This is a genomic window from Streptococcus mitis (assembly GCF_023109235.1).
GTDB classification, from domain to species: domain Bacteria; phylum Bacillota; class Bacilli; order Lactobacillales; family Streptococcaceae; genus Streptococcus; species Streptococcus mitis_DA.
Genome location: NZ_JALDUC010000011.1, coordinates 23,950 through 40,766, shown reverse-complemented (window position 1 = coordinate 40,766; position 16,817 = coordinate 23,950). Strand labels below are relative to the sequence as shown.

Below are 16,817 nucleotides of genomic sequence, written 5' to 3'. Positions count from 1 at the left end.
ATCTCTCACTCTCTTCTCAGTATATCTTATTAAATTTAGTTTTTCTTAATCTAGCTGATTTTCCTTTGCAACGACAAATTCCTTAACCAATCGATAGATAACAGCAAATATCGGTGTAAAGAATATCATCCCAAGTAAGCCAAAGAGATTGCCTCCAATACTAGCAGCCGCAAGCGTGAAAATAGCTGGCAAACCAATAGATTGACCTACAACTCTAGGATAAATAAGGTTTCCTTCAATCAGCTGTATAACTTGATATAGAAGAAGAGAAAGTAAGGCTTGAGTAGGACTCACTGTGAAGATAAAAATCGCTCCCACAACACAAGCAATCATAGGCCCTACATAAGGAATGAACGATAGCACTCCTGCAAAGATACCTGTCATTACTCCATAGGGTATCCCAAACATGCTGTAACCAACCGCTATCATAACTCCTATGATAACTGCTTCAATCAGCTGACTCATCAAAAATTGGTCATAAGTCTCTAGTGCTACTTGTCCAATGTAAGTCAACTTTATCACCACCTTCTCTGGAAGAAAAACTTTTAGAAGTCGACTCGTCATCGCTGCCAAATGTTCCTTACTGGATAAAAATAAAAAGGTGAAGACTATAATCAAAAAGGCATTCATCAAACTTGAAAAAATATTGCCGATATTACTAGTCAGACCTGATAAAAAACCTATCAAAGCTTGGCTAATAGAACTAGATTGTCCCTGTATGCCTGATACGATAGTTGACAACATGTCTTTGGTTACAAATTCCGAGCTGCCTAGCAATTTCCCAAGTTGAGTAAGGACTGTTGAAAGGACTGTTCCCAGCTGACTAATAGTCTGGGCTAGGGTTGGCAGCACCAAAACCAAAAGACAGATCACGATTAAGATAAGAGCTAGGAAAACAAGTACCATGGCAATCGGACGACGCAACTCTGCCTTTACCTTCAATTTAACTAAGTACTGTTCAATTTTTTTCATAGGAACATTAAGCACAAAAGCAATAACAGCACCATAAATCAAGGTTGATATTACATCAAAGAGAGAGATTGCTCCTGATATAAAGCTCGATGCATTCAGAATTACAAGAGCAACCAGCCCTATAAAAAGTATTAACGGGGTGTATTTTTTTACTAAGTTCATAAATTCTCCTTAATAAACATGTTTAGATACGACTATACTATTTGGTTTTTCAAACTCTCGATTAAGGTAGGCTTGGTAAGTTCCTGGAGCGATAAATCCTTTGGGTGAGAGGATATCGGTGCCAGCCTGACCGACTATGGTATCAGCCAAGAGCACACAGTTTGTAGATAAGACAAAGTAGGATTTAAACTTAGATTTGATAAATTTATAAAGTTCCCCATCTGTCTCATGTCTGATTTTATAAGCGTAGGTGTAGTCTTCCTTACCATCACCTGTCATGATTTTATCTGCACTTGGCTCCCATGGAATCGTCAGTTGTTTCAATTCAGCCAACTTTTTCTGAACTGCTTTTTCCATTTCAGGCGTCAAATCTATCCCATAACCAAAAAGCGTTTTTTGACTCTCACGTTTACATAGGTCAATGTACTTGTCACGATCACAGAAATATAAGACACCATCTCCTACCATGCCAAATAAGGTCTCAGAAGACGGATCATAGTTGCCATAAGAAATAACACGGCCTTGATAGCAGATATCCACATGACCAATTGCCGAAAACAGAGAGGTCTCAGCTGTATGAACAAAAATTTCAAGCTCCGCTGTCTTACCAGACTTCACTATTCCAAGATGGATATCTTCTTCCTCATCAGCATTTTCCAGCATAAATTTGTTAACTTTTGCTAAAGTTCTTGCAGGGATGAGAGCGGCTAGGACAATAGGTAAGCTAATTCTAATACGACGTTTGAGATGGTTTTTCCCAATTTCCTCCTCAAACAAGAAACCATCACGGATATTGGACACACCATAAAGGAAAAAATAAGCCCCTAATACAAAGAGTTGAAAGACAGAATTTCCTGTAGAGGACAAAAGACTAGTCCCACCAAGAAAAACTAGTACGAGTCCATCTAGTAAGAGACGAAAACGAGGTCGAATTTTGTTTTTGCGGTAGAGAACATAGGTGACAAGGTTAATACTAGCATGAAAAATCTGATAAACTCCAATCACAAGAGCCAAAATATAAATCGGCACATCCGTCGCAAGATTGGAGCCAAGCAAATATCCCAGCACTAACAATTTAACCAGTGCAACTCCCAAGGTGTCCGTTGACTGACTTTTTTTGAAAATACGTAATACTAAATCTAAGACCGTTGCTATCCAAGCTAAAAACAGAACCAGTCGAATAACCTTTACTGGCAACCAAGTCCCCGTGACCATCAAGATGAGACCTAGCAGAACAAACAAGAACCCCTGAGCAAGTAATTTCTTACCTGTCAGACCTAAAGATAGAATTTTCGCCATATAAAAACCTTTCAACAATAAAAATTAAACACTCCGATTAAACTGACTAGTAAATAGCCAACACTACAAACAGCCTGTGCCAGCAACATATGGTGACTAGAAATGACTGTAGTAATGTCACCATCTTGTCTTATGCACTTCTAAAATTTGTTATATTGATTAGAAACCAGAGCTTATAAAAACTAGCTAAACTCGAGAGATAGACACAATTGCGACGAAAAAATGTATAACCAATTCAACTTGTTAAGGTAAGAAAGCATTATTTCCAATCTATTAATTATTCATCTATTACCTATTATGACACAATATTCCCTATAGTTCAACTTTTTACTTGTTTTTATATTACACGGACTAAAAAGTTTTCAACAGTTGATTGCATTTGTTTTAATAAGTTTTAACCTTTCTTGGTTAGATAAAAAAAGAACCATACAGTTTAGAATCTGTATGGTTTTTGCCCCACTTTTGTCCCATTTTTAAATCATGACATTGAAAATACCTAAAATCACTTATATTTCAATATTTTTAATTGCTCTCAATATGAAAGTCCTTTCCAAATCCCTGTAGGGGGCATCTAAATCAACAGGAAAAAGCCTTGGAATCAAGGCTTTTTTGTGTAGTCTTAGCACTAAAAAACGATAGAAAAAACACCCCTTCTGAACTGCACCCCAAAAGTTAGACAGAAAAAACCTAACTTTTGTGGCGCAGTTCATTCGCGTCACATGAAGTTATTTAAGCATCTCCTTTTTTTTTACCATTTTCTGTTATAATAAATTGTACTTCTAAAATAGAAAGGTCTTAAGATGACAACTCTTATTAAACATAAACGTGTAGAATTTTCAGAACTTTTTTATGACTTAGTTTTTGTTTTTGCAATTTCAAAAGTAACTACTTTAATTGACCATCTTCATAACGGTATTTTGACTTGGAATTCTTTGCTTGATTTTTTCATGTCTGTCTTGCTTCTCATCGATTCCTGGATGATTCAAACCGATTATACCAATCGCTATGGAAAGAACTCTTTATTTAACATAGTAATCATGTTTATCAAAATGGGAATTTTACTCTTTATAGCCAATATGATTGGACCTGATTGGCAACAATATTTTCATTATCTCTGTTGGGCTATTGGTACATTAACCCTTACCTTATTTTTTCAATATTTGGTTGAATTTTTTAGAAAATCAACCGATGATGTTAATCGGGAAAGTATCAAAGGTTTTCTATGGATAACAGGTCTACGAAGTTTAGAAATCTATCTAGCAGCTCTTCTTCCTATTTACATTGGAGTCTATATCCTTTATGCTAGTATTCTGCTAACATTTATTACGCCAATTACCTCGATTAGTAAAGATGATCATTACCAGGTAAATCTCCCCCATTTAATCGAGCGCATCTCCCTTCTTGTCATTATTACGTTTGGAGAGATGATTATGGAGCTAGCTAACTTCTTTACAATCGAGAATTTCTCGATTTATTCGGTTCTTTATTTCATTATTATGCTTTCTCTGTTCTTGTTTTATTTTGGTCAATTCGACCATGCTATTGATGAAGAATCTAATCAAAAGGGACTATTTCTAATTTACAGTCACTATCCTATTTTCATTGGACTTCTTATGATGACCGTTTCGATGAGTTTTCTTCTGAATCCTGAAACTAATCTTCTCTTTGCAACCAGCTTCTTTTATATCGGAATTGGCCTCTTCCAAGCTGCTGTCCTAGCAAATGGGCCCTATAACAAACACTATCTTCGCTATTCGAAAAGTTACTACTGTGTCCAAGCTACACTCTATCTGGCTGCCTTGATTCTCTCTTTAATCTTTGCTTCTAATCCTATAATAGTAGTGAGTATAACAACCATTTTAGCTCTAGCTATAGCTATTCATTCTATTTATTTTTATATGACACAGACTAAAAAACATTCCACACCTTACTGGGAGTTGTTTTAATGAGTTTATAAGATTAAAAAGCTTTGGGAACCAAGGCTTTTTTTTCATTAATTTGTTTTTCCATTTTATCCTCCAATTTGATCTCGCACTGACATTTATTTATAACAAAACTATATATCTAGAATAGCATAATCATTAGGTATTATAGGTTTTCAAACCAAATACGAGTCATTCGTTTTTGCCCCACTTTTGCCCCATTTTTAAATCATGACATTGAAAATACCTAAAAGTACCTTCCGAAAATCACTTAAATTTCAACTTTTTAATTACTTTCAAGATGATATAGTCTCCCAAATCCATGGGGGCATCTACATACAACAGGAAAAGCCTTGGAATCAAGGTTTTTTTCGTATCTTCTACAAAAAAAGCAAGAGTTTTAGAGGACTATGACTCTAGATGTACATTTTACTTAAATGACTGAAGGTCTTTTCTTAATAAAAACACCCCAAAAATTAGATTTTTTCTGTCTAACTTTTGAGGTACAGTTCAAAACGCGAAATAGCATTTTTTATTTTAGGTTACTAATCTAATCGAATAAACATCATGGCATTTAACAAAGATATGAGTGAGACCGTGTTTATATTATTTGAATAGATCAGTCTCTTATTTTCAATCGGAGGAATAATAAAATTAGAAATGATGATATCATAAGGCGATTCTTCTAAAGATTCCTTTGATAATTCTAATTCAGTCCAAACTTCAAGTTCAAAATTGTTGCTGCAATAATAAGAAAGTGTCTCTGCAACGGATTTTGCATGATACTGATCAAAATTACTCATAACCAGAACCTTCAGCTTTGGCTGATTTTGTAGTAGATTAAGCACCAAATGTTTGGTATGAGTGATGAAGGTATAAGATAGATGATTTACCATCATTGAACTAGAACAAACTTCAAGAGTCTCTAAATAATGAGAAAGCTCTTTTTTTACATCTGAAACAAATTTAGGGAAAATATTTTGAAAATTCCTGATTGTATTCCCTTTTTGATCAAATAAAATAAACTCAGTGGACAACTCCTGACGATACAGATGTGCAGTATTATGCAGATGCCAAATCAGATTATCCTTATTCTCAATCTCAATCTGATACTTGACTGAAATCTGATCAATAAAATCACTCAATAGATGGTAAGATTTTTCAACATAGCTATCCTTTTTTACGCATTTCATAAAGAGACTTTCATCTATGAAAAACATTTTTTGAAAGTAAGACACAAATAATTGGCAAACAACTTCTTCATCTAAAGAGATATTGTATTCTAATTCAAAATTCTTAGCAACACCTTCTATTCCTTCTACCTGCATTAAAAAATCCAAACTTTGATCGTTAAAAGAGTCTTTCTCTACTTCCATGAAATGACCAAACTTTATTCTATATAGGTTCGTAACTAGGAGCAACTTTAGCATTCTATGAGTTGACAAATTCATTGGAAAGCTTGTTTCCTTATAAACCAATTCTAACAATTGAGATAGGGGCTCTGATGAAAAATTTTCAAATGGCCATTCTAGGAAATAATATTTTTCTGAAAAATATTATGCAAAAAAGTAACGAATGTCTCTCTCATTTCCAATGATTCGAACAGGAGTCAGACTGATTTCAAATTGAAATTGCCTTTTAATCACTTTATTGATTTGGCTAATAATACGATAGAGCGAAGATGAACTGATATAGAATTCTTTACAAATACTTTCAGCTTGACAACCTTCATTAAAAGAGATAAATTCTAAAATCGAAAAATGAGTTGAATGCTTAAAGAAATGATGGTAAACCATTTCAATATCACTATCATCGGTATTAATAATGCGTATACCATTAGTCGAAGAATGAAAAATCAAGTCAGGAAAAGCAGATTTAACATGGGATAGATCATCTTTGACTACACGTTCTGTACAATTTAATAACTCTGCTAGTTCAGAACGATGAAACCATCGTTTATGTTCAAATAATAATTCTAATAATTCTAATTGCCTATGACTTTTTTAGATAATAAATCTCTCATGAATGTCTTTCTCTTTTTATAAATTATCGGATTTCACCTCTTGCAATTATACCACAATGAATAGGTATAGCATGCTATAACGACTTTTACTAAGATCCTTTATCTCGTATAATAACACTACGGAGGCAATATATAAACAATTTTCTTATTTTACCGTCTATTAAGTGCGTGAATACAGAATCAAATTCAAGTCGAAAGATTATATTTTTAATTTTAAAAATTATATAATAGCAACAATCAAAGAATTTGATTTTTTTATATTAAAATTATAAAATAATCAAAATAATTGATTATTTTATATTAAAATTATATAATAGCGATAATCAAAGGAATTGATTTATTTTTTGATATTAAAATAGAAAAGGAGGGTAAGCAATATTGTGGTCAATCATTGCTGGAGGTCTTATTGGACTTGTAGCAGGTAGAATCACTAAAAAAGGTAGTTCTATGGGAATCGTCGCAAATGTATTCGCTGGTTTAGTCGGGTCATCTGTAGGACAATCCCTTTTAGGTAGTTGGGCCCATCCATCGCTGGAATGGCTTTGATCCCATCTATTGCAGGAGCAGCAATTGTTGTTACTGTAGTATCATTCTTTACAGGTAAAAAATAATTACTTGTAAAATAAACTATTTTTAAATAGATTAGACGGGTAAAAATAGTTTAATGTTAAATCGAAAGGATTGTATATGTCAAAAACAAAGAAAATATTTTTAATTATTTTCTGTATTTTAATCTTGACAATTTTCCTTCCTGTTTTGATAGATTATCATCAAGTTAGTGATCTAGGCATTCAGCTATTTAGCTGGAGACAGAATCATTTCGTTGAATTCTATCTCTCTAGATATATATTCTGGGGGATAGTGGCTCTATCAACTTTAGTTTTGTTATCGATGTTAGTTGTGTTGTTTTATCCTAAACGTTATTTGGAAATTCAACTTGAAACTAAAAACGATACATTAAAATTAAAGAATTCTGCAATCGAAGGTTTTGTTAGAAGTTTGGTGAGTGATCATGGATTGATCAAGAACCCAACTGTTCATGTAAATTTACGAAAAAATAAATGTTTCGTTCATGTAGAAGGTAAAATTCTTCCTTCGGACAACATCGCTGACAGATGCCAACTAATTCAAAATGAAATAACTAATGGATTGAAGCAGTTTTTTGGTATTGAGCGTCAGGTTAAACTAGAAGTTCTAGTAAAAGACTACCAGCCTAAACCAAAACCTCAAAACAAAAAGACTGTTAGTCGTGTGAAGTAAGGAAGTAAAAAATGGAATGGCTTAAACAATATCGATATCCAATTATCACTGGTCTCATAGGCGTATTTCTCGCTTGTTTGATTATCTCCTTTGGCTTCTTCAAAACAATATTTGTATTGATTTTAGGAGCACTGGGAGTTGCAGCTGGATTATATATCGAAAAAAACTATATAGATAAATAAAAATTACTAATTTAATTAAAGGAGTTTCATATGTCAAACGAAAAAAACATTAACACTAACGTAGAAAAGAAAGATGCTACTGTTGTAGCTCACGAAATCAAAGGGGAACTTACTTACGAAGATAAAGTTATCCAAAAAATCATTGGTCTGTCACTAGAAAACGTTTCAGGTCTTTTGGGAATCGACGGTGGTTTCTTCTCAAATCTTAAAGAAAAAATCGTTAACAGCGATGACGTAACAAGTGGTGTTAACGTAGAAGTTGGTAAAACACAAGTTGCAGTTGACTTAAACATTATTGCTGAGTACCAAAAAAATGTTCCAGCTTTATATTCAGAAATCAGAGAAATCGTATCTTCAGAAGTTGCTAAAATGACTGACTTGGAAGTTGTTGAAATCAACGTAAACGTTGTCGACATCAAAACTAAAGAACAACATGAAGCAGACTCAGTAAGCCTTCAAGATCGCGTATCTGACGTTGCTGAATCAACAGGAGAATTCGCTTCAGAACAATTCGAAAAAGCTAAATCTGGTCTTGGATCTGGTTTCTCAACTGTTCAAGAAAAAGTTAGCGAAGGCGTAGAAGCTGTTAAAGGTGCAGCAACTGGTGTAGTATCTCACGAAAAAACTCGTGTAAACTAAGATAAAATAAATATAACAGGAGAAATTATCATGTCAGTAGAAGAAAAATTAAATCAAGCTAAAGGTTCTATTAAAGAAGGTGTTGGGAAAGCCATCGGTGATGAAAAAATGGAAAAAGAAGGAACAGCTGAAAAAGTTGTTTCTAAAGTAAAAGAAGTTGCTGAAGATGCCAAAGACGCTGTAGAAGGCGCTATCGAAGGTGTTAAAAACATGTTGAGTGGCGACAATAAATAAGGCTAAAAGTTACTTTATCTTTTTAGTAACATTAGTCAAAAGAGTCTGAGTCAAGATGATTCTCAGAAAACAAAAAGCTAGAGATTTCCAATTGCGGAACTCTAGCTTTTTAATTTTGCCTCTTTCTCTTATTATATTTCAGCAGGTTGTTGACCATGAGTACGAATCCCATGTCAATTCTCACTTGACGCTTACCTCTCAGATGACATCTCTTATAACCAAACAAACCTTTGTCTGCCCAAAGACAGATTTCATATCAATCTTACGTTTAGCGAAAATTTATCTACCCTTGGAAGATAAAAGTGCCTGATATTCTTTAGTTTTTAAACACTGGTAACGTTCATTCATATACAGTCCTTTTGAGGGGCTGATTCAGGTTCATCATCGCAGTCAAGATTGATTTCAAGGATTTTTACTTTCTATCTCCCCTTTTTCATGATGTATTTTCGTATAGGTGCTTCAACCATTTGAACGATTTCAAATCCTTCTTTTTGATAGAGATGCTGGGCTGCTTGATTTGCTTCGAAGACATTTAGAGAAATACTATCTATATCTTCATTTTCAAAGACCAAACTAACAAATTTCCTTAAAGCCTGCCTACCTAATCCCTGCCCCTGTTTCTGGGGATTGATAAAAAATCTCCCGATATGAAGATTCCTGTCTTCTTGCCTGATTTTCTGGATAAGCCCCACAAACTCTTGTCCTTCAAAGATTGAAAAGATTCCTTCCAAATCTTGCAAAACTGGAATTGTCAAGGGAAAAGGAATCATTGTTCCCATCCATTGCTCTTGAAAGGATTTGCCAAGGGAGTTGGACCATTGGCATACGAGCTGAGCGTTTTCTGGGCTCACATTTTCTTCAAAACGAATTGTCATCTTGACCTCACCATCTTATCTATGTTTCTCCATTATACTACTTCTCCCATTTTTTACGAATAGATAAGTATGATTGATTTTTATTTTTTTCTTGTCGGGAGCATTCTCGCTTCCTTTCTTGGTTTGGTCATTGACCGTTTTCCAGAGCAATCCATTATCCTACCAGCTAGCCACTGCGATGCCTGTCAGACTCGCTTGCATCCCTTAGATTTGATTCCGATTCTCTCGCAGGTCTTCAATCGCTTTCGCTGTCGCTACTGCAAGGCTCCTTATCCAGTCTGGTATGCCCTTCTTGAACTAGGTTTAGGTCTCCTTTTTCTGGTTTGCTCTTGGGGATTTCTTTCCTTGGGGCAAGTCATCCTAATCACTGCTGGTTTGACTCTGGGCATCTACGACTTCCGTCATCAGGAATATCCCTTACTAGTCTGGCTGACTTTTCACCTAATCCTCATGGCTTTCTCTGGCTGGAATCTAGTCATGGTCCTCTTCCTTGTCCTTGGAATTGTGGCTCATTTTATCGATATCCGCATGGGCGCAGGGGATTTTCTCTTTTTAGCTTCTTGTGCTATCGTCTTTAGCGCAACGGAGTTACTTATCTTGATTCAGTTTGCTTCTGCAACAGGGATCCTAGCCTTTCTCCTGCAAAAGAAAAAGGAAAGACTTCCTTTCGTGCCCTTCCTCTTACTCGCGGCTTGTGTAATTATTTTTGGTAAGCTACTGCTTGTTTGATAAAGTCCTGAATTGGCTCTCCTTGGTGGAGAGCTTTTACAATTTTCGAACCAACGATAACACCATCTGACACCGCATTGAAGCGTTCTACATCGGCTTGACTAGATACGCCAAAACCTGTCAAGACTGGGATATCAGCCACATGATGCAATTGTGCCAAGTGCTTGTCCAAGTCTGCACGATAATTGCCAGATTTCCCTGTCACCCCATTGATGGCAACCGCATAGACAAATCCTTCTGCCCCTTCAATCAACTCTTTCTGACGCTCAATCCCTGTGGTCAAGCTTACTAAAGGAATCAAAGCAATGTCTGTGTCTGCCAAAAAAGGCTCTACAAAGTTGGCATGCTCATGAGGCAGGTCTGGAATAATCAAGCCCTTAACCGCTGTATCTGCCAAACCTTTAACAAAATTCTCCACACCGTACTGAAAGAGGGGGTTGAAGTAGGTCATGATGACCAGCGGAACCTCTGTTTCAATGGTTTTCAAGGTTTCAACCAAAGCCTGGGTAGAAGTCCCATGGGCTAAACTGCGCAAGCCAGCTTCTTCGATAACAGGTCCATCTGCAACAGGGTCTGAAAAGGGAATGCCCACTTCAATGGCAGAGACACCCAAATCTTCTAAAAAGTGAATTGTTTCAGCAAGACCGTCCAAACCTTTTTCGTGGTCACCAGCCATGATATAGGGAACGAAAATTCCTTTTCCAGTTGCTTTTATAGCATTCAATTTTTCTGTTAGTGTCTTAGGCATGAGCTTCTCCCTTCTTTGCTGCATCTGCTTCCAAGCGGTCTTTGACTTGAACCACATCCTTGTCCCCACGACCTGATAGGCAGACAATCATGGATTTGTCTGGTCCAAGTTCTTTGGCCAATTTCACCGCAAAGGCGATAGCATGACTAGATTCTAAGGCTGGGATAATTCCTTCCACACGAGACAAGAGTTGGAATCCTTCCAAGGCTTCTTCGTCAGTCACAGGAACATAGCTGGCACGTTTGATATCGTGGTAGTGAGAATGCTCTGGACCGATACCAGGATAGTCCAAACCTGCTGAGATCGAGAAGGCTTCAAGAATTTGACCATGGGCATCTTGGAGCACATCCATGAGGGAACCGTGAAGGACACCCGGACGACCCTTGGTCAAGGTAGCTGCGTGATGCTCTGTATCCACACCAAGTCCTGCTGCTTCAGCTCCATACATAGCTACTGATTCATCTTCTACAAATGGATGGAAGAGACCGATGGCATTAGAACCACCACCAACACAGGCTACTAAGGCATCTGGTAGATTTTTACCTGTCAAGTCACGGTACTGTTGTTTAGCTTCTCGACCAATAACACTTTGGAAGTCACGAACGATTTCTGGGAATGGATGAGGCCCCAAGGCAGAACCAAGGATATAGTGGGTATCATCAATATTAGCTACCCATGAACGAAGGGCTGCATTGACCGCATCCTTGAGCACGCGCGAACCGTCTGTCACTGCCTCAACCTTAGCTCCCAAAAGCTCCATACGGAAGACATTGAGGGCTTGGCGTTTGACATCTTCCTCACCCATGTAGATAGTACATTCCATGTTAAAGAGGGCTGCAGCAGTTGCAGTTGCCACACCGTGCTGACCAGCACCTGTTTCAGCGATAATTTTCTTTTTACCCATGCGTTTAGCAAGCAAAACTTGTCCCAAGGCATTGTTAATCTTGTGGGCCCCTGTATGGTTAAGGTCTTCCCGTTTGAGATAAATCTTGGCTCCGCCGATATGCTGAGTCAAATTTTTTGCGTAGTAAAGGGGAGTTTCACGCCCCACGTACTGACGCAAGAGTTGGTTTAATTCCTCTTGGAAACTTGGGTCTGCCTGACTTTCACGGTAGGCTTTCTCCAACTCCAAAACTGCTGTCATCAATGTTTCTGGGACGAAACGTCCGCCGAATTTTCCGTAAAATCCATCTTTATTTGGTTCTTGATATGCCATTCTTTGCCCTCTCTATAAATCTTCTAATCTTTTCCTGATCTTTTTGTCCATTTGTCTCCACTCCGCTTGATACATCTACTGCATAGGGAGTAAAGTGTTGAATTGCTTTTACTACATTGTCTTCCTTAAGGCCACCTGCGATAAAGAAGGGCTGAGCTAATTCCGTCGTATCCAGTTGCCCCCAGTCAAAGGTCTGGCCACTCCCTGCCACAGGGGCATCAAAGAGTAGATAATCTGCCTGAGAATTAGGCACATGCCCATTTCCATCCACCTGTACAGCCTGAATGCTGGCACAAGGCAAATCCTCAAACAAATCATCTGCCACCTGACTGTGAACTTGAACCAAGTCCAAGCCAACTTTTTCAATCGCTTCTAGCAGTTCTACCCGACTTGGTGAAACAAATACCCCAACCTTTTTTACGTCTGACGGAATAATCTTTGCCAGCTCAGCAGCCTGATCCAAGGTCACCTGTCTTTTGCTAGGTGCGAAGACAAAGCCGATGTAGTCCGCTCCTGCTGAAACGGCTGTTCCCACCGCTTCCTCGGTCGATAATCCGCAAATTTTAACCTTTGTCAATCTGCAACTCCTTGATTCTCTGGGCTACATCTTCTGCCTGCATGAGAGCTGTCCCTACTAAAATGCCGTTAAAGTATGGTGCTACTCGCTCTGCATCCTGCCCTGTGAAAATAGCTGATTCAGAAATATACAAGCAATCATCTTTGAAGTGTTTAGCCAAGTCTACACTGGTCTCCAAATCGACCTCAAAGGTGGTCAAGTTTCGGTTATTAACTCCGATAATCTGAGCACCGAGTCTGTGAGCTACCTCTAGTTCAGCTAGATTGTGGGTTTCCACCAAGACTTCCAGACCAAGCTCTGTCGCGTAGTCGTAGAGTTCCTTAAGGCGTTCTTCTGACAAGGCAGCCACAATGAGTAAGATGACTGTTGCACCTGCATTGCGAGCACGGATGATTTGCTTTTCATCGATGATAAAGTCCTTGTTGAGCGTTGGAATCTGTACCTGACTGGAAATCCCCCGTAGATAATCCAAATGACCTTTAAAGAAAACCTCATCTGTCAAAACCGAAATCATCACTGCTCCGTTCGCTTCATAAGTCTGGGCCTGTTGCACAATATCCACATTGAGATTGATATCTCCCAGACTAGGGCTAGCTTTCTTGACTTCAGCGATTACCTGTAAACGGTCTTGGTGATTCTTCAAAAATTCAGCCAAGCGATAGGTCTGACGCAGGGGCTGGACTTCCTCCAGCTCCATCTGCTCGACCTCACGCGCCTTCTGCTCCAAGATTCGTGCTAAAAATTCCTGACTCATTTTTGGTACTCCTGTAACAGTCTGAGTTTTTCAAGGGCCTTGCCACTAGCAATCACTTGACGAGCCAAGGCAACCCCATCCTTGATATTATCTACCTTACCATTAGCATAGAAACCAAGACCAGCATTTAAAACTGTAGTTTCCAAGAATGGACTTGGTTCATTTTTAAGAACGCTGAGCAAAATTTCTGCATTTTCCTGAGCATTGCCTCCACGAATATCTTCGATAGCGTAACGTTCCATTCCCAAATCCTCTGGAGTAAAGCTTGACAAGGTGATTTCGCCATTCTCAAGAAGTGCAATCTTGGTTGTCCCGTTCAAACCAGCTTCATCCAAACCTTCTGGTCCAGCAACCACGATAGCGCGTTTGCGACCCATATTTTTCAAAACCTGAGCTGTACTTTCTAGAAGTTCTGGACGACTAATTCCAAGAAGCTGTGTTTCCAAGGCCATTGGGTGAATCAGTGGACCAGTCAAGTTCATAATCGTTGGAATACCCAATTCCAAACGAGCTGGCATGATGTATTTCATTGCTGGATGCATATTTTTAGCAAAGAGAAAAACGATGCCAGTCTTATCAAAGACCTTACCTAGTTCAGCTGGTTTGAGGTCTAGGTTAATGCCCAAGGCTTCTAGGACATCTGCAGAGCCAGATTTAGAAGAAATCGAACGGTTACCGTGCTTAGCCATATGAATGCCGCCACCAGCCAAGACGAAGGCTGCAGTTGTGGAAATGTTAAAGCTGAAAGACTTGTCCCCACCTGTACCACAGTTGTCCATAGCATCATGTATCTCAGTTGGAATATGTTGGGCATGTCCTCTCATGACTTGGGCAATGGCTGTGCGCTCTTCAGGTGTTTCTCCCTTCATCTTAAGAGCCAAGAGGAGAGAAGCAATCTGTGCTTCGGTTACACGCCCAGTTACGATACGCTCAATGACGTCCGTCATTTCAACACCTGATAAATTTTCAAATTTTGCTAGTTTTTCAATAATCTCTTTCATCCTAGTTTCCTCACTTTACAACCTTCTCAATAAAATTCCGAATAGAAGACAAGCCATCTGGCGTTCCAATGCTCTCTGGATGGTACTGGAAGCCATAAATTGGAAGTGTTTTGTGTTGAATCCCCATGATGGCTTGGTCATCAGTCGAACGAGCTGTCACTTCAAAGTTTTCTGGCATTTCTTCAATTAAAATACTGTGGTAACGCATGACCGCACGGCCATCCTCAATGCCTTGATACAAAACAGATGGCGCTTCAAAGCTGATATTGCTCTGTTTCCCATGCATGACTTTTGGAGCCAAACCTAACTTACCACCAAAGACTTCTGCAATGGCTTGGTGACCCAAACAAATCCCAAGAATCGGCTTCTTGCCAGCAAAATCACGAATCATGTCTTCCATCTTTCCAGCATCAACTGGCCAACCAGGACCAGGAGAAAAGACCAGACCATCTGCTTTTCCAGCTTCTTCATACAGCCTGGGATCATCATTTCTCAAGACCTGAACTTCTGCAAAATTCCCAATGTATTGGGCCAAGTTATAAGTAAAAGAATCATAGTTGTCAATTAATAAAATCATGGTCTTAGTTCTCCAATTCTAGTCATAGATTTTGCTTTGTTAATGGTTTCTTGGTATTCGTTTTGGGCAATAGAGTCGTAGACAATCCCTGCCCCAGCCTGCACATAGGCTGTTTGATTTTTGAGAATCATAGTTCGGATAGCAATGGCGAAGTCCATATCACCCGTCGCAGACAAGTAGCCGATTGCTCCTGCGTATACGCCTCGTTTTTCTGTTTCCAGTTCATAGATACGTCTCATCGCGCGAATTTTTGGTGCTCCAGAAACAGTTCCAGCAGGAAGTGTTGCTTTCAAGGCATCCATGGCAGTGAGTTCTGGAAGCAAACACCCTTTGACCACACTGGTCAAATGCATGACATAGCGGAAGAGCTCCACTTCCATATACTTAGTGACTTGAACACTGGCCGTTTCAGAGATGCGGCCAATATCATTTCGTCCCAAGTCTACTAACATCCGATGCTCTGCTGTTTCCTTCTCATCCGAAAGCAGGTCTGTCGCCAAATCCTTGTCTTCTTCATCCGTAGCGCCTCTTGGTCGTGTCCCTGCAATCGGATTGGTTGTCACGATGCCATTTTTGACAGAAACCAAACTTTCTGGACTGGCACCGATGATTTGATAATCCCCAAAATCATAGAAATAAAGGTAATTAGAAGGATTAGTCACGCGGAGATTTCTGTAGAAGTCAAATGGATTTCCAGTAACTTCTGCTGAGAAGCGCTGACTGAGTACACATTGGAACATATCGCCATTACGAATCAAGTCACGAGCTGTTTCCACCATTTCCTCAAACTTCTGAGGAGCGATATGGGGTTTGAAGTCCAGTGGAGATAGATCCAAGTCTTCAAATTCATTTGGAGCAGGAATGCGTAATTCCTCAAGCACTTGGTTCAAGGCTTCTTCCAAGTCTTCTTGGCTACGCTCACTATAAAGAGCATCCTCTATGACATGGATTTTTTCCTTCTTGTGGTCAAAGACCATGTAACTCTCATAGACGAAGAAATGCATGTCTGGAGTTCCAATTGTATCTTCAGGAATTTGACCAATTTCTTCATAAAGCGAAATCATATCGTAGCCAACAAAGCCAATGGCTCCCCCACCAAAAGGTAGGTCTGAATGGTGCTGGTTCTTATGAGTCACTTCATAAAGGAAATCCAAGGGATCCCGATCAATCACTTGACCATTTTGATAAAGAACTCCATTTTCAAACTTAATCTCAAAAACTGGATTATAGGCTAAGATAGAAAAACGAGCGGTTTCCTTGTCTCTCGGAATACTCTCTAAAATAACCTTGTGTTGCCCCTTTAGGCGCATATAAGCCAAGATTGGTGATAAGACATCTCCATGAATGATTCGTTCCATTGTAATTTCCCTTTCAGTTCTACTTCTAGTCCGTGGTGACTGTATGAAAAATCCCCACGCAAAATAACTTGCGTGAGGACGAAATTCGCGGTGCCACCTCAATTATAGGATTTCTCCTATCTCTCATTCCTGTCTTAGAAAGGTTCTGTAACAGGCTGTGCGATAAAGGGCACTCCCTTGAGAATTATGTTTTCTTCTCTCGTTTCAGATGGACCCAACCTTACAGCTTTCTCTGCTTGTTTCCAGCAACCACAAGCTCTCTGTGAGAGAAAGGACTGTAATTTTTCCA

Annotated in this window: 16 protein-coding genes, 3 pseudogenes and 1 other annotated feature (1 of these 20 running past the window's edge); of the genes and pseudogenes, 7 read left to right on the top strand and 12 right to left on the bottom strand. The window is 38.7% G+C overall.

All coding sequences use genetic code 11. The features are described 5' to 3' along the window. Window positions 1-45 precede the first annotated feature (45 nt). Both M1F55_RS07540 and M1F55_RS07535 read right to left on the bottom strand, forming a co-directional pair. The gene (locus M1F55_RS07540) at window positions 46-1,134 is read right to left on the bottom strand and encodes an AI-2E family transporter (protein ID WP_049499287.1); all 1,089 of its coding nucleotides are present in this window, start codon (window positions 1,132-1,134) and stop codon (window positions 46-48) included. Window positions 1,135-1,143: 9 nt separating this feature from the next. Continuing rightward, window positions 1,144-2,433, bottom strand: a complete 1,290-nt coding sequence (locus M1F55_RS07535; RefSeq protein ID WP_004256070.1) for a hypothetical protein — start codon at window positions 2,431-2,433, stop codon at window positions 1,144-1,146. An 800-nt stretch (window positions 2,434-3,233) separates the two neighbouring features. On the opposite strand from M1F55_RS07535, the gene M1F55_RS07530 reads away from it, so the two are divergent. Then, complete coding sequence (locus M1F55_RS07530) at window positions 3,234-4,379, top strand: low temperature requirement protein A (protein ID WP_247947605.1); 1,146 nt, start codon at window positions 3,234-3,236, stop codon at window positions 4,377-4,379. Between the two features lie 521 nt (window positions 4,380-4,900). Here M1F55_RS07530 and mgaSpn read toward each other — a convergent pair. Beyond that, window positions 4,901-6,378, bottom strand: a pseudogene (gene mgaSpn / locus M1F55_RS07525) (virulence factor transcriptional regulator MgaSpn). Between the two features lie 375 nt (window positions 6,379-6,753). Between mgaSpn and M1F55_RS07520 the strand changes: the two are divergent. The 5 genes and pseudogenes from M1F55_RS07520 to M1F55_RS07500 all read left to right on the top strand — a co-directional run bounded on the left by M1F55_RS07520 (window position 6,754) and on the right by M1F55_RS07500 (window position 8,693). Beyond that, a pseudogene (locus M1F55_RS07520) lies at window positions 6,754-6,989 on the top strand (GlsB/YeaQ/YmgE family stress response membrane protein). Between the two features lie 76 nt (window positions 6,990-7,065). After that, on the top strand, window positions 7,066-7,638 hold the full coding sequence (gene amaP / locus M1F55_RS07515) for an alkaline shock response membrane anchor protein AmaP (protein WP_023946078.1): 573 nt from the start codon (window positions 7,066-7,068) through the stop codon (window positions 7,636-7,638). A gap of 11 nt (window positions 7,639-7,649) precedes the next feature. Continuing rightward, a complete protein-coding gene (locus M1F55_RS07510; RefSeq protein ID WP_000455069.1) occupies window positions 7,650-7,820 on the top strand; it encodes a DUF2273 domain-containing protein in 171 nt (56 codons plus the stop codon). Window positions 7,821-7,850: 30 nt separating this feature from the next. Further along, entirely contained in the window at window positions 7,851-8,459 is a 609-nt protein-coding gene (locus M1F55_RS07505; RefSeq protein WP_033684829.1) for an Asp23/Gls24 family envelope stress response protein, read from the top strand. Window positions 8,460-8,489: 30 nt separating this feature from the next. Then, entirely contained in the window at window positions 8,490-8,693 is a 204-nt protein-coding gene (locus M1F55_RS07500) for a CsbD family protein (RefSeq protein ID WP_000109960.1), read from the top strand. Window positions 8,694-8,802: 109 nt separating this feature from the next. Here the strand turns inward: M1F55_RS07500 and M1F55_RS09100 are convergent. Together M1F55_RS09100 and M1F55_RS07495 are read right to left on the bottom strand one after the other, a co-directional pair. Next, window positions 8,803-9,079 (bottom strand): annotated as a pseudogene (locus tag M1F55_RS09100) (transposase); the annotation flags it as partial. A gap of 33 nt (window positions 9,080-9,112) precedes the next feature. Then, window positions 9,113-9,568 (bottom strand): GNAT family N-acetyltransferase, encoded by a 456-nt coding sequence (locus M1F55_RS07495; protein WP_084946814.1) that lies wholly within the window; start codon window positions 9,566-9,568, stop codon window positions 9,113-9,115. A 69-nt stretch (window positions 9,569-9,637) separates the two neighbouring features. Between M1F55_RS07495 and M1F55_RS07490 the strand changes: the two genes are divergently transcribed. Next, window positions 9,638-10,297 carry a prepilin peptidase gene (locus M1F55_RS07490; protein ID WP_094753350.1) on the top strand — a complete coding sequence of 220 codons (660 nt, stop codon included), beginning with the start codon at window positions 9,638-9,640 and terminating at the stop codon, window positions 10,295-10,297. Here M1F55_RS07490 and trpA read toward each other — a convergent pair. From trpA to trpE, 7 genes are read right to left on the bottom strand one after another with little or no spacing between them, the layout of a single operon-like run. Next, entirely contained in the window at window positions 10,269-11,045 is a 777-nt protein-coding gene (gene trpA, locus M1F55_RS07485; protein ID WP_247947604.1) for a tryptophan synthase subunit alpha, read from the bottom strand. The two genes, M1F55_RS07490 and trpA, sit on opposite strands and share 29 nt — an antisense overlap. Next, a complete protein-coding gene (gene trpB, locus M1F55_RS07480; RefSeq protein ID WP_049488262.1) occupies window positions 11,038-12,261 on the bottom strand; it encodes a tryptophan synthase subunit beta in 1,224 nt (407 codons plus the stop codon). The genes trpA and trpB overlap by 8 nt, the downstream gene beginning before the upstream one ends. Further along, window positions 12,239-12,838: a phosphoribosylanthranilate isomerase gene (locus M1F55_RS07475; protein ID WP_247947603.1), complete on the bottom strand. Its 600-nt coding sequence runs from the start codon at window positions 12,836-12,838 to the stop codon at window positions 12,239-12,241. Before M1F55_RS07475 ends, trpB begins: the two co-directional genes overlap by 23 nt. Next, entirely contained in the window at window positions 12,825-13,592 is a 768-nt protein-coding gene (trpC, locus tag M1F55_RS07470; protein ID WP_125416958.1) for an indole-3-glycerol phosphate synthase TrpC, read from the bottom strand. Before trpC ends, M1F55_RS07475 begins: the two co-directional genes overlap by 14 nt. Further along, on the bottom strand, window positions 13,589-14,593 hold the full coding sequence (trpD, locus tag M1F55_RS07465; RefSeq protein ID WP_125416960.1) for an anthranilate phosphoribosyltransferase: 1,005 nt from the start codon (window positions 14,591-14,593) through the stop codon (window positions 13,589-13,591). Before trpD ends, trpC begins: the two co-directional genes overlap by 4 nt. 10 nt (window positions 14,594-14,603) lie before the next feature. Further along, window positions 14,604-15,170 carry an aminodeoxychorismate/anthranilate synthase component II gene (locus tag M1F55_RS07460; RefSeq protein ID WP_247947602.1) on the bottom strand — a complete coding sequence of 189 codons (567 nt, stop codon included), beginning with the start codon at window positions 15,168-15,170 and terminating at the stop codon, window positions 14,604-14,606. Next, the gene (gene trpE, locus M1F55_RS07455) at window positions 15,167-16,528 is read right to left on the bottom strand and encodes an anthranilate synthase component I (protein ID WP_247933063.1); all 1,362 of its coding nucleotides are present in this window, start codon (window positions 16,526-16,528) and stop codon (window positions 15,167-15,169) included. The genes M1F55_RS07460 and trpE overlap by 4 nt, the downstream gene beginning before the upstream one ends. A 71-nt stretch (window positions 16,529-16,599) precedes the next feature. Continuing rightward, window positions 16,600-16,817, bottom strand: a binding site (T-box leader); it runs 8 nt beyond the window's last position.